Raw genomic sequence first — 12251 nt, 5'->3', positions numbered from 1 at the left:
CCACAACCGAGTTTGAGGTGGCGTCACCTGCCGGACGGCTGTGTGACTGGCATCACGCTAGGCGGGACTTTTGTGTCAGGTCAAGCAAAAGTTGATTTGTACTCGTCGAAACCGCTCAGTAACGCGGGACGAGGTGGTGGCGCTCCTCGATCGGACCGAGGTCGTCGACCGGGTGGGCGGTGGAGGCGTGGCCGGCGAACCGGTCGTGACGGGCGTAGTTGACCAGCAGTGCGACGACGGCGGCCAGGACCAGGAGGGCGATGAAAGTGTTCATGGCAGTAATCATGCGCGCATTTACTTACTGCCACCAGTGGCAGGAATGCCAGTATTAGTTGATTTCCTGCCACTACTCGTGGCACGCTGCTGTCATGCAGAAGGTCGCCGTGGTCGTGCAGGAGCAGCCCGAGCCGTTCGGGCTCGGTGCGTTGTGTGAGGTGTGGGCCGAGCCCTACCACCCCGAGGACGACAACCCCGTCTTCGACTTCAAGGTCGTCACGCCTCGTCCCGGACGGCTGCGCACGCGTGCAGGCTTCGACCTGCACGTCGAGCACGGGCTGGACGCGGCGGCGGACGCCGACCTGATCTGCCTGGCTCCCAAGAGCGACCACCGCGGCACCTCGCCGGAGGTCTCCGAGCTGCTGCGGTCCGCCCACGCGCGCGGCGCGATGCTCTTCGCCCACTGCTCGGCGACGTTCATGCTGGGCGAGGCGGGCCTGCTCGACGGCCGTCGCTGCACGACCCACTGGAGGTACGCCGCCGAGCTGGCCGCCCGCTTCCCGGAGGCGGTCGTCGACCCCGACGTGCTCTACGTCCAGGACGGCTCGATCGTGACCGGCGCCGGGTCCGCTGCCGCCATCGACGCGGCGCTCCACGTGATGCGCCAGCAGTTCGGCGCCAAGGTCGCCGCCACCACCGCGCGCCGCATGGTCGTGCCGCCGCACCGCGACGGCGGTCAGGCCCAGTACATCGCCCGTCCGGTGCCTGTCTGCGAGTCGGAGGCGCTCGCGCCGCTGCTCGCGTGGATCAGCTCCCACCTCGCCGACGACCTCGACGTCGAGACCCTCGCCCGCCAGATGCACATGTCGTCCCGGACCTTCGCCCGACGCTTCAAGGAGGAGACCGGCACGACGCCCTACAGCTGGATCCTGGGGGAGCGGGTGCGCGCCGCCCAGGAGCTGCTCGAGCAGTCCGACCACTCGATCGACTGGGTGGCCTCCGAGGTGGGCTTCGGCAACGCCGCCACGTTGCGGCAGCACTTCGGTCGCGCTCGCGGCGTCAGCCCCCAGGAGTACCGGCGCACCTTCCGGATGAGCGCCTGATCGACGCCGCCGACCGGCATCGAGACGCACGAGGTCGGCACCGGCCCGGTCGTACCACGGGCAGAACGGCCGCGAGGGCACGGCCGGGCGACCTCTAGGCTGGAGCCGTGAACGCGACTGCGCTGGCCGACCTGTCCGCCGACGACCTCACCGCGCTGCTCGACGAGCAGCGGGCTGCCTACGAGCAGCTGAAGGCGCAGGGGCTCAAGCTCGACCTCACGCGGGGCAAGCCCTCGTCCCAGCAGCTCGACCTTGCCGACGACCTGCTGCGGCTGCCGACGTCGACCAAGGACGCCAGCGGGGTCGACGTACGCAACTACGGCGGGCTCGAGGGTCTGCGCGAGCTGCGCGAGATGTTCGCCGAGCTGCTGTGGGTCGAGCCCGAGCAGGTCGTCGCCGGCGGCAACTCCAGCCTGTCCATCATGCGCGACTGCCTCGTCTGGATGATGCTCTTCGGCGCGGTCGACTCGGAGCGGCCGTGGGGCAAGGAGGACAAGGTCCGGTTCGTGTGCCCGGTGCCGGGCTACGACCGGCACTTCACCCTGCTCGAGAGCCTCGGCATCGAGATGGTGACCGTCCCGATGAACGACGACGGCCCCGACGCCGACGCGGTCGCCGCCCTCGTCGCCGACGACCCGAGCATCAAGGGCATGTGGATCGTCCCGACGTACGCCAACCCGTCGGGCGCGATCTGCAGCCAGGACGTCGCCGCCCGGCTCGCCGCGATGCCCACCGCGGCACCCGACTTCAAGATCTTCTGGGACAACGCCTACGCGCTGCACCACCTCACCGAGGAGGAGGCCAAGAGCGCCGACATCCTCACCCTGGCCTCCGCTGCCGGCCACCCGGACCGGCCCGTCATGTTCGCGTCGACCTCCAAGATCAGCTGGGCCGGGGCGGGTGTGGCGTTCCTCGCGGCGTCGACGAACAACGTCCGGTGGTACCTCGGGCACCTCGGCAACGGCTCGATCGGGCCCGACAAGGTCAATCACCTGCGGCACGCGGAGTTCTTCGGGTCCCCGCAGGGCGTGCGCGACCACATGGCCCGGCACCGCGAGATCATCGCGCCGAAGTTCGCCGAGGTCGACCGCGTGCTGACCGAGCGGCTCGGCGGCCGCGCCGTCGCGACGTGGAACACCCCGACCGGCGGCTACTTCGTCAACCTCGACGTCGTGCCCGGGACCGCCAGCCGCGTCGTCGCCCTCGCCAAGGACGCCGGCATCGCGCTGACGCCCGCCGGCTCGTCGTTCCCCTACAAGCAGGACCCGGACGACACCAACATCCGGCTCGCCCCGACGATGCCGCCCCTCGCCGAGGTCACCCAGGCGATGGAGGCCGTGGCGACCTGCGTGCTCCTCGCGGCGGCCGAGAAGGCCGCGGGGGAGTCGGCGGCCTGACGCCTCAGGCGGCCGCCGGCTCGGCGACGAGGCCGCCGCGCACGAGGTCCGCGTAGCGGCCGCCGAGGAGCAGCAGCTCCTCGTGCGTACCGAGCTCGACGACGCGTCCGGCGTGGAGCACCGCGATCTGGTCGGCGTTGCGCACGGTGGACAACCGGTGCGCGATCGTGATCGTCGTACGGCTCCGGGTGACCTCGTCCAGCGTGGCCAGGATGGCGCGCTCAGTCTCGTTGTCGAGCGCGCTGGTGGCCTCGTCGAGCACCAGCACGGCCGGGTCGCGCAACAGGGTGCGGGCGATCGCCAGCCGCTGCTGCTCGCCGCCGGAGAACCGGTGCCCGCGCGATCCCACGACGGTGTCGTAGCCCTCGGGGAGCGAGGCGATGACGTCGTGGATGCGCGCGGTGCGGCAGGCCTGCTCGATCTCGACGTCGGTGGCCTCCGGCCGGGCGTGGCGCAGGTTGTCACGCACGCTCGCGTGCATCAGGTAGGTCTCCTGGGTCACCACGCCGACGATCCCGGCGAGGTCGGCCGCAGCCAGGTCGCGCACGTCGACGCCGTCGACCAGCACCCGCCCGGACGTCGCGTCGTGCAGGCGCGGGACGAGCGAGGCGAGGGTGGACTTGCCGCTGCCGGTCTCCCCGACCAGCGCGAGTGTGCCGCCCGCCGGCACGACGAGGTCGACGTCGGACAGCACCGCACGCTCGCCGTCGTACGAGAAGCCCACGTCCTCGAACCGCACCTCGCCGCGCACGCGCCGCGGGTCGAGCCGGACCGGCTCGTCGGGCTCGGCGATGTCGACCGGGAGGTCGGCGTACTCGAAGATCCGGCTGAAGAGCGCGAGGGAGGCGGTGAGGTCGACGCCCACGTTGAGCAGCCCCATGAGTGGGCGGAACAAGGTGCCCTGCAGGGCGATGAAGGCGACGAGCGTGCCGATGGTCATCCCGCCGGACGTCGCCGGGAAGCCGGCGGCGAGGTAGATCGCGGCCGGGACGGCGGCGAACACGACGTTCATGGTCGCCATCCGCCAGCGGCCGGCGAGGCGGGACCGGATCTCGAGGCCGACGAGGTCGGCGGAGGTCTCGTCGAACCGCGCGGTCAGCCGCGGGGACGCGCCGAGGGTCTTGCTGAGTAGGACCCCGCTGACCGAGAGGCCCTCCTCGATCTGGACGTGGAGGTCGGCCAGGCGTCGCTGCCGCTCGCCGGTGATGCGGTGCCGCATCCGGGCGACCTGCCTGGTCAGCAGGACGGCCGGCGGCAGCACCACCAGCGAGATCAGCGCGAGCCTCCAGCTGAGGGCCACCATGGCCACGGCGGTGCCGACCACCACGGTGACGTTGGCGGCGATCGACGTCGCCGTCTGGGTCACGACGCCCTGCATGCTGCCGATGTCGTTGACGAGGCGCGACTGCACCTCACCGCCGCGGGTCCGGGTGAAGAAGTCGAGGGACTGGCGCTGGAGGTGGGCGAACAGGTCGCTGCGCAGGCGGTGCATGACGCGCTGGCCCACCGCGGTGGAGAGCCAGGTCTGCACGACGCCGATGACGGCGGTGACGACGGCGACGCCGAGCATGGCGCCGACCAGGAGAAGAAGCAGGCGGAGGTCCTGGCGGGGCAGTGCCTCGTCGATGACGTGCCGGACGAGGAACGGCTGGGCGAGCCCGACGAGCGAGCTCAGCACGATGAGCGCCACGACCACGGCCAGGGTGGCGCGGTGCGGGGTGAAGAGTCGGGCGATGCGGCGCAGCGACACCGGGGAGTCGGCGAGCTGCCGCAGGTCGGCCGGGTCCGGGCGTCCGCCGCGACGGCGGCCGGACGAGTCCGGGTGGGGGCGGGAGTCGGTGTGGTCAGCCATCCGACCAGCTCCTCTCTGGGTTTCGAGGTGGTGAGGTAACCTCACTATGAGGTCACAACCGGATGTGGGGCGGAGGTATTCCCGTGGTGCGCGACGAGGGGAACGACCCGGCGACCGGCGACCTGGTGATGGCGCTCGCCCGACGCGTACGACGCGCGCACGTGGAGGCACTCGCCGACTGGGAGGTGACCCCGGGGCAGGCCCGCGCGCTGCGGGTGCTGGCCGGTGCCGACGGGATGCGCCCCTCGGCCCTCGCCGACGCGCTGCGCATCGCCCCCCGGTCGGCGACGGAGGTGGCCGACGCGCTGGAGGACCGGGGCTGGGTCCGCCGTGAGCCCGACCCCACCGACCGCCGGGCCACCCGCCTGGTGCCCACCGATGCCGGCCGGCACCTGGTGGAGCGGATCGACGACGTACGCCGGGAGGCGTCGCAGCGGGTCCTCGACGTGCTCACGCCGGCCCAGCGCCGTACTCTCCACGAGATCCTGGCCGTCGTCGTGGGGGAGGACCTGTGACCGTTCGTGTCGGCCTGACCGGGGGCATCGCATCCGGCAAGAGCACCGTGTCGGCGGTCCTCGCTGAGCTGGGGGCCGTCGTCATCGACGCCGACCTCATCGCCCGCGAGGTCGTGGCGAGGGGGACACCCGGGCTGGCGGCGGTGGTCGAGGAGTTCGGGCCCGACCTCCTGACGCCCGACGGCGACCTCGACCGGGCCGCCATGGGCGCCCTCGTCTTCGCCGAGCCGGACGCCCGCCGGCGGCTCGAGGCGATCATCCACCCGCTGGTCCACCGGCGCAGCGCCGAGCTCGAGGCGGCCGCCCCTGAGCACGCGGTCGTCGTCCACGACATCCCGCTGCTGGCCGAGGTCGGACGGTCCGGGTCCTTCGACGCGGTCGTCGTGGTCGACGCCCCCGCCGAGCTGCAGGTGCAGCGGATGGTCGAGGACCGGGGCTGGACCCGCGAGGACGCCGAGTCCCGCATCGCCGCGCAGGCGACCCGCGAGGAGCGGCTCGCGATCGCCACCCACGTCGTCGACAACACCGGGTCTCTGGCCGACCTGCGCCGGCAGGTCGAGGCGATCCACGAGGAGCTCGCGCGGCGGGCCTGACGTTTCCGGCTCGCGGGGGTCGGGCGGGTAACCTCCCCGGCGTGCTCTCGATCCGACCCCGCCTGGCCGTGATCGCGACGGGTGTCCTGCTCGTCAGCGGGTGTGCCGGACCCGGCCAGACGCCCGACGACGCCGAGCCGGCCACCTCCAGCCCGTCGTCCTCGGCGTCCGCCCCGGGATCCGACGACCCGGCTGCGCCCGAGGCGGAGGCGACCGACGACCCGGACGCCCCCACGTCGTGGGGCCCGACGACCGGCGAGCTCCAGCAGGCGCAGGAGCTCGTATCCACGTGGAGCTCCGACCAGCTCGCCGGGGGCGTCATCGTCGGACGCTTCCACGGCACGGACCCGCAGGAGCCGGCCCGCATGGTGCGCGACCTGCACCTCGCCGGCGTCTCGGTGACCGGGGCCAACGTGCTCGACCGCGGCCAGGTGCTGGCCATGACGTCGGCGATCACGGAGGCCGCCGCCGCCGACGGTCGCGACCACCCTCCGGTCATCGGGGTCGACCAGGAGGGTGGCTACGTCTCGCACCTGCGCGGTATCGCCACCGACTTCCCGCACTTCCAGTCGGCGGGGCTCGCCATCGCGGCGGACGCCCGTCTCGGCCGCCGGGTGACCCGGTCCGCGGCCCTCGCGACCGGGCTCGAGCTGCGTGACCTCGGCTTCACCTGGGTGTTCGCCCCCGTCGCCGACGTCACCATCGGCGCCGCCGACCCGACCATCGGGGCAAGGTCGCCCTCGCAGGACCCCGGGCTCGCGTCCCAGGCCGTGGGCGCTGCCATCAAGGGCTACGACGACGCCGGCGTCGTCTCGACCGTCAAGCACTTCCCGGGTCACGGCGGTGCGACCAGCGACAGCCACGACACGCTGCCGCTGCTCGACTCGACGCTCGCCGAGCTCGAGGCGCACGACCTGCCGCCGTTCGAGTCCGCTTTCCGCCAGCACGCGCCCGCCGTGATGCTGAGCCACCTCGACCTGACCGAGATCGCGCCGGGGGTGCCCGCCAGCATGGCGCCCGAGGTGTACGACCTGCTGCGCGACGACCTCGGCTTCGAGGGGGTCACCATCACCGACTCGCTCGGCATGGGTGCCGTCGGTGGTCGGCCCACGCCGGCCCTGCAGGCGCTGCAGGCCGGGGCCGACCTGCTCCTCATGCCCGTCGACACCGCGACCACCCATCAGATCGTCGCGGACGCGATCGACTCCGGCGTGGTCTCGCGGGCGCGGGTCGAGGAGGCCGCCGCCCGCGTCGTGGCGGTCCAGATGTGGCAGGCGCGGGTGGCAGCACGACGGCCCGTCCCCGCCGACGTGGTCGAGCGGGCACGGGCCGCGAGCGCGGACCTGGAGTCCGCGGCGTACTGAGAATCAAACCGCGTCGCGGTCTGAGGGTGCGTGCCTGGCAAGGCGGAGGAGCGAAGGCGGCCTTTGAGCGGAGCGGGCCGTCGAGCGACGAGAACGCAGCCAGGTGCGTGCCCTCAGGCCGCGAGGTCCGGGTCCCCGGCGCGACGGAGCTTTTGCAGCGCCTCCCGCTCGAGCTGGCGGACCCGCTCGGCGGAGATGCCGTGGCGGGCACCGATGTCGGCGAGCTTGTGCTGGCGACCGTCCGCGAGGCCGTAGCGGGCGCGGACGATGTCGGCGGAGCGCTCGTCGAGGATCCCGACCAGGTCGTCGAGCCGCTGGCGGGCCTCGGCGTCGAGGACGTTGAGGTCCGGGCCGGGCGCGGTCTCCTGCGCCATCAGGTCACCCAGCGACGTGTCGCCGTCCTCGTCCACGGGCGTGTCCAGCGAGACGTGGTCACGGCCCCAGCTCATCAGGTCGAGGACCCGGTCGATGTCCATCCCGAGCTCGGTGGCGATCTCCTGCGGCTCCGGGTCGCGGCCGAGCTGGCGCTCGAGCGTGCGCCGAGCGCTGCCGACCTGGTTGAGCTCCTCGACGACGTGCACCGGAAGGCGTACGACACGGGCCTGCTGCGCGATGCCGCGCGTGATGGCCTGGCGGACCCACCAGGTGGCGTAGGTCGAGAACTTGTAGCCCTTGGTGTAGTCGAACTTCTCGACCGCGCGGATCAGGCCGGTGTTGCCCTCCTGGATCAGGTCGAGCATCGGCATCTGCGAGCGGCCGTACTTGCGTGCGATGGAGACCACCAGGCGCAGGTTGGCCTCGATGAACCGGTCGATGGCGAGCTGGCCCTGCTCGGCGAGCCACTCGAGCTCGGCCTCGTTGGCGCTCATCGGCGCGCCGCCCTTGCGGCGGCCGACGCGGCCGGTGTCGAGGAGGTGCTGGGCCAGCAGCCCGGCCTCGATGGTCTTGGACAGCTCGACCTCGGTCTCGGCGTCGAGGAGCGGGGTGCGAGCGATCTCGTCGAGGTAGAGGCCGACGCTGTCGCGGCCCTCGATCTCACGAGTGGTGGTGGTGCGCTTGGCCTGTGCGGTGCTCATGTCGTCCTCCTGCTCTCGTGCGACCACCCCGTGTCGCACATCTGATCCAACGCCTGTGTCCGCCGCGAGATTCCCGCCTCGGATGTGGTGCCTTCACCTGCCTTGACGAGCCAGTACCCACCGGAGTTGCACGATCGACCAACTCTCAGGGACTTCTCAGGGGTTCCCCGGGGAGACTGGGCCCATGCGCACCGCCGGGGACCTGGGTCGGGTCGACCTCAATGCCGATCTGGGGGAGGAGGTCACCGACGACGCGGGCCTGCTCGCCGTGGTGACGAGCGCCAACGTGGCCTGCGGCTTCCATGCCGGGACACCGGCCACCATGCAGGCCGTCTGCACCGGCGCCGTACGGCGCGGGGTGACGCTCGGCGCGCAGGTGTCGTACGACGACCGCGCCCGCTTCGGTCGGGTGGAGCTCGACGTGCCGGCAGAGGTCCTGCGTGAGCAGGTGGCCGAGCAGGTCGGCGTCCTGTCGGCCATCGCCGCCGCCGAGGGTGGGGAGGTGGCGTACCTGAAACCGCACGGCGCGCTCTACCACCGGGTCGCCCGCGACGAGGGCCAGGCCGCGGCCGTGCTGGACGGCTCGGGTGAGCTGCCGGTGATGGGGATGCCCGGCTCGGTGCTGCTGTCGATGGCGCACGCGCGTGGTCGCGCGTCGCGGCTCGAGGGGTTCCCCGACCGTGGGTACGGCACCGACGGCCGGCTGCTGCCGCGCGACCAGGCGGGCGCCCTGGTGACGGACCCCGAGCAGGTGGCGGCGCGGGCGGTCGAGCTGGCCGCGTCGGTCGACTCGGTGTGCGTGCACGGCGACTCCCCGGGGGCGGTGCGGACGGCGGCTGCCGTACGACGCGCGCTCGAGGCCGCCGGGCTGGTCGTCGTCACCTGCTGGTCCTCCACAACCTGAGCCCGCGGCTGTGGAGGGCCGCGCCCTGCCTGTGGAGCAGCGGACGACTTCTGTGGGGAACCCTGTGGGACCGCGGGTTTGTGTTCCAGACCCCTTGCGGGGCGGCGTCCCGACGACGTAGAACTCTCCTACCGGAACCGCTTCGGCGGGGTCGGGGATCGGATCGGACGAACAGCTCCACACGGCGACTTGCTCGCCGCGCAGGCCCGGTGGCGGGGACTGTGGGGGCCGGAGACCGGTTCGGTGGATCGGACGTCACCATCCCGATCACATCGAGGGGCTCCTGATGCTCATACCATCGGGAGCCCCTCACCTGTGTGCGCCCACGAGGCTGCCAAAGGACCGGCGTCCGCGGCAACTCCCTGCAGGTGAACGCTCGGGTGAACAATGACCGACGTGATGGTCGTCGACGTCGGGACGCGCGCCTGCCTCGTCGAGGTCGACGACGCCGTCGCGGCGGCCTCGCTCGCCACGTGGGTGCGCGCGGCCGGCCTGCCGGCCGAGGAGGTCGTGCCGGCGGCACGGACCGTGCTGCTCGACGGCGTCGACCCCGCGGCGGTCCGCGAGCTGCTCCCGCGGTGGGCGGCACAGCACGCAGCACCACCCGGCCCGCTCGTGCGCGTCGCGGTCCGCTACTCCGGTCCCGACCTCGCCCGGGTGGCCGACCACTGGGGATGCACGACGGAAGAGGTCGTCGACCTCCACACGTCGCTGGAGTTCACCTCGACGTTCTGCGGGTTCGCCCCCGGCTTCGCCTACCTCACCGGACTGCCCGTCGAGCGCGCGGTGCCCCGGCTGGAGTCGCCACGAGCCCGGGTGGCGCCGGGATCCGTCGGGCTCGCCGACACCTGGTGCGGCGTCTACCCGACCGCCTCACCCGGCGGGTGGCTGCTGATCGGCACCACCGACGCCGACCTGTGGGACGTCGACCGCGCCGAGCCGGCGCTCCTGGCCCCGGGCACCCGGGTGCGGTTCGAGGCGCGGCAGTGACCGCCGACGGCCCCTTGGGCGCCGTCGAGGTGGTCGACGCGGGCCCGCTCTCGACGCTGCAGGACCGCGGCCGGCAGGGGTGGGCCCACCTCGGCGTGCCCCGGGCAGGAGCACTGGACCGGGGCGCGGCGGCCCTGGCCCGCCGCCTCGTGGGCGGCGGACCGGACGACGCCGTGATCGAGACGACCGTCGGCGGCGTCGTGCTGCGGCCGCACCGCGCGGTGACGCTGGCGGTGACGGGGGCGACCTGCGCCGTCCGGGTCGACGGACGTGCCGTCGCCCACGGTGCGCCGGCCACGGTGCCCGCGGGAGCCCTGGTGAGCGTCGGGCCGGCAGTGACCGGGGTGCGGTCCTACGTCGCCCTCGCCGGCGGGATCGCCGTCGCGCCGGTGCTGGGGTCGCGCTCGACCGACACGCTCGCATGGGTGGGGCCACCCCGGCTCGCAGCGGGCGACCTGCTGGTCCTCGGGCCGACGGGCCAGCTGCCCGAGCCGCCGCCGGCGGTCGTCGTACGACCCCGCGAGCCGGTGCTGCGCCTGCGTCGCGGGCCACGCGCCGACTGGCTCGACCGGACGGGCTGGTCGAGGCTCGACGGGGCGTCGTACGCCGTCGCGCCCGACAGCGACCGGATCGGGCTGCGGCTCACCGGTCCGCGGCTGGAGCGACGCAGCGGCGAGCTCGCGAGCGAGGGCATCGTGCTCGGTGCCGTCCAGCTGCCGCCGTCGGGGCAGCCCGTGGTGTTCCTGGCCGACCACCCGACGACGGGCGGCTACCCGGTCGTCGCCGTGGTCGAGGACGACGACCTGGACCTCTGCGCCCAGCTACGACCCGGCGACGAGGTGCTGCTGCGGCTGGTGTGACGCCCGGCGTCACTCCTCGGCCGGGGGCTCCCAGCGGTGCAGGGCCGGGTCGTCGATCCGGAAGCTCCGCACCGGTCCCGGCGGGGTGTCGGCGGTCTCGAACCGCACGGTCACCACCCCCGAGCCGGAGCCCCACACCCAGCCCGCGCCCATCTCGTCGTGCACGACGTCCGCGCCCGGCGGCCAGGTGCGGCGCGGCGGCTCGGGGAGCACCACCTCGGCCTCCTCGTCCTCGGCCGTCTCGCCGAAGAGGTCCTCCTGCACCCAGTCGGCGAGGCCGGAGACGCCGACACCGAGGAGGCGCACGCCGCCGGTGGTGTCGAGGTCGGCGAGCAGCGAGCGGGCGATCCGGGCGATGGTCGCGCCGTCGTCGGTGGGGCTGGTGAGGGTGCTCGACCTGTTGAGGGTGGTGAAGTCGTAGAGCCGGACCTTGATGGTGACGGTCCGCCCGGAGAAGCCGTTCTTGCGCATCCGGGTGCCCACCTCGCGGGCCTGCCGGCTCAGCAGCCCCTCCATCAGCTTGCGGTCGGTGAGGTCGGAGTCGTAGGTGCCCTCGACGCTGATCGACTTGGCCTCCCGCTCGGAGACGACCGGTCGGGAGTCCTGCGCCCGGGCCAGCTGCCAGAGCCCGTGGCCCTGTGCCTGGCCGAGCAGCCGCACCAGCTCGCCCTCGGCGACGGCCTCGAGGTCGGCGACGGTGTGGATGCCGGCCCGACGGAGCCGTTCGGCGGTCGCCGGGCCCACGCCCGGGATGACCTTGACCTTCATCGGCCGGAGCAGGTCGAGCTCGGTGCCGGGAGCGACGACGGTCATCCCGTCCGGCTTGTCGAGCTCGCTCGCGACCTTGGCGAGGAACTTCGACGACGCGATGCCGACGGTCGCGGTCAGACCGCCGGTGACCTCCTGCACGCGGCGCCGGAGCTCGGCTCCCGCCGCGGTCACGGTCGCCACCTCGAGGTCCGGGAGATCGGCTGCGGCGAGGTCGACGAACGCCTCGTCGAGCGAGAGCGGCTCGACCAGCGGCGACAGCTCCCGCAGCACCTGCATGACCCGCTTGCTCGTGTCGCGGTAGGCGTGGAACCGGCCGCTCAGGAACGCCGCGTGCGGACAGCGGGCCCGCGCCTCGCGGCCCGACATCGCCGAGCCGACGCCGAACTCGCGGGCCTCGTACGACGCGGTGGACACCACGCCCCGGCCACCGGTGCCGCCGACGATGACGGGCTTGCCGCGCAGCGACGGCTTGTCGCGCTGCTCGACGGCGGCGAAGAAGGCGTCCAGGTCCAGGTGCAGGATCGACGCGGTGCTGCGCATCAGCCGGTGAGGCCGGGGGAGGACAGCGTCGTCACGCGACCATCCTCCCGCATCCTCACGCCGGCCGGCG

At 73.1% G+C, this 12251-nt stretch carries 12 protein-coding genes; 8 read left to right on the top strand and 4 right to left on the bottom strand.

Annotation, left to right across the window (positions count from 1 at the left end; translation table 11 throughout):
- Window positions 1–115: 115 nt before the first annotated feature.
- A complete protein-coding gene (locus tag JOD65_RS15250; RefSeq protein ID WP_191195766.1) occupies window positions 116–274 on the bottom strand; it encodes a hypothetical protein in 159 nt (52 codons plus the stop codon).
- 94 nt (window positions 275–368) lie between these two features.
- Between JOD65_RS15250 and JOD65_RS15245 the strand changes: the two genes are divergently transcribed.
- Both JOD65_RS15245 and JOD65_RS15240 read left to right on the top strand, forming a co-directional pair.
- The gene (locus JOD65_RS15245) at window positions 369–1319 is read left to right on the top strand and encodes a GlxA family transcriptional regulator (protein WP_191195765.1); all 951 of its coding nucleotides are present in this window, start codon (window positions 369–371) and stop codon (window positions 1317–1319) included.
- 107 nt (window positions 1320–1426) lie between these two features.
- Entirely contained in the window at window positions 1427–2716 is a 1290-nt protein-coding gene (locus tag JOD65_RS15240) for an aspartate aminotransferase type Ic (protein ID WP_191195764.1), read from the top strand.
- 4 nt (window positions 2717–2720) lie between these two features.
- Here the strand turns inward: JOD65_RS15240 and JOD65_RS15235 are convergent, their stop codons facing one another.
- Window positions 2721–4568, bottom strand: a complete 1848-nt coding sequence (locus JOD65_RS15235; RefSeq protein WP_191195763.1) for an ABC transporter ATP-binding protein — start codon at window positions 4566–4568, stop codon at window positions 2721–2723.
- Between the two features lie 86 nt (window positions 4569–4654).
- Here JOD65_RS15235 and JOD65_RS15230 point away from each other — a divergent pair, with 86 nt between their 5' ends.
- From JOD65_RS15230 to JOD65_RS15220, 3 genes are read left to right on the top strand one after another with little or no spacing between them, the layout of a single operon-like run.
- Entirely contained in the window at window positions 4655–5083 is a 429-nt protein-coding gene (locus JOD65_RS15230; RefSeq protein WP_307821206.1) for a MarR family winged helix-turn-helix transcriptional regulator, read from the top strand.
- Window positions 5080–5676 (top strand): dephospho-CoA kinase, encoded by a 597-nt coding sequence (gene coaE / locus JOD65_RS15225; protein WP_191195761.1) that lies wholly within the window; start codon window positions 5080–5082, stop codon window positions 5674–5676. The genes JOD65_RS15230 and coaE overlap by 4 nt, the downstream gene beginning before the upstream one ends.
- Window positions 5677–5717: 41 nt before the next feature.
- On the top strand, window positions 5718–7040 hold the full coding sequence (locus JOD65_RS15220; protein WP_191195760.1) for a glycoside hydrolase family 3 N-terminal domain-containing protein: 1323 nt from the start codon (window positions 5718–5720) through the stop codon (window positions 7038–7040).
- A gap of 113 nt (window positions 7041–7153) precedes the next feature.
- Here the strand turns inward: JOD65_RS15220 and JOD65_RS15215 are convergent, their stop codons facing one another.
- Window positions 7154–8116, bottom strand: coding sequence for a sigma-70 family RNA polymerase sigma factor (locus JOD65_RS15215; protein WP_191195759.1), 963 nt, complete (start codon window positions 8114–8116; stop codon window positions 7154–7156).
- A gap of 202 nt (window positions 8117–8318) precedes the next feature.
- On the opposite strand from JOD65_RS15215, the gene JOD65_RS15210 reads away from it, so the two are divergent.
- The 3 genes from JOD65_RS15210 to JOD65_RS15200 all read left to right on the top strand — a co-directional run bounded on the left by JOD65_RS15210 (window position 8319) and on the right by JOD65_RS15200 (window position 10870).
- The gene (locus tag JOD65_RS15210; protein ID WP_191196225.1) at window positions 8319–9020 is read left to right on the top strand and encodes a 5-oxoprolinase subunit PxpA; all 702 of its coding nucleotides are present in this window, start codon (window positions 8319–8321) and stop codon (window positions 9018–9020) included.
- A gap of 387 nt (window positions 9021–9407) precedes the next feature.
- The gene (locus tag JOD65_RS15205) at window positions 9408–10010 is read left to right on the top strand and encodes a 5-oxoprolinase subunit B family protein (RefSeq protein WP_204811218.1); all 603 of its coding nucleotides are present in this window, start codon (window positions 9408–9410) and stop codon (window positions 10008–10010) included.
- On the top strand, window positions 10007–10870 hold the full coding sequence (locus JOD65_RS15200) for a 5-oxoprolinase subunit C family protein (protein WP_307821204.1): 864 nt from the start codon (window positions 10007–10009) through the stop codon (window positions 10868–10870). The genes JOD65_RS15205 and JOD65_RS15200 overlap by 4 nt, the downstream gene beginning before the upstream one ends.
- A 9-nt stretch (window positions 10871–10879) precedes the next feature.
- Here the strand turns inward: JOD65_RS15200 and JOD65_RS15195 are convergent, their stop codons facing one another.
- Entirely contained in the window at window positions 10880–12181 is a 1302-nt protein-coding gene (locus JOD65_RS15195) for a DNA polymerase IV (protein WP_191195757.1), read from the bottom strand.
- Window positions 12182–12251 lie beyond the last annotated feature (70 nt).

The organism is Nocardioides cavernae (assembly GCF_016907475.1).
GTDB lineage: Bacteria > Actinomycetota > Actinomycetes > Propionibacteriales > Nocardioidaceae > Nocardioides > Nocardioides cavernae.
This window is presented reverse-complemented; position numbering and strand designations above follow the sequence as displayed.

Coding starts and splice junctions, on each gene's coding strand:
- JOD65_RS15205 (WP_204811218.1), top strand. CDS start 9,408: ATGACCGACGTGATGGTCGTCGACGTCGGGACGCGCGCCTGCCTCGTC.
- JOD65_RS15215 (WP_191195759.1), bottom strand. CDS start 8,116: ATGAGCACCGCACAGGCCAAGCGCACCACCACCACTCGTGAGATCGAG.
- JOD65_RS15245 (WP_191195765.1), top strand. CDS start 369: ATGCAGAAGGTCGCCGTGGTCGTGCAGGAGCAGCCCGAGCCGTTCGGG.
- JOD65_RS15235 (WP_191195763.1), bottom strand. CDS start 4,568: ATGGCTGACCACACCGACTCCCGCCCCCACCCGGACTCGTCCGGCCGC.
- JOD65_RS15195 (WP_191195757.1), bottom strand. CDS start 12,181: ATGCGCAGCACCGCGTCGATCCTGCACCTGGACCTGGACGCCTTCTTC.
- JOD65_RS15250 (WP_191195766.1), bottom strand. CDS start 274: ATGAACACTTTCATCGCCCTCCTGGTCCTGGCCGCCGTCGTCGCACTG.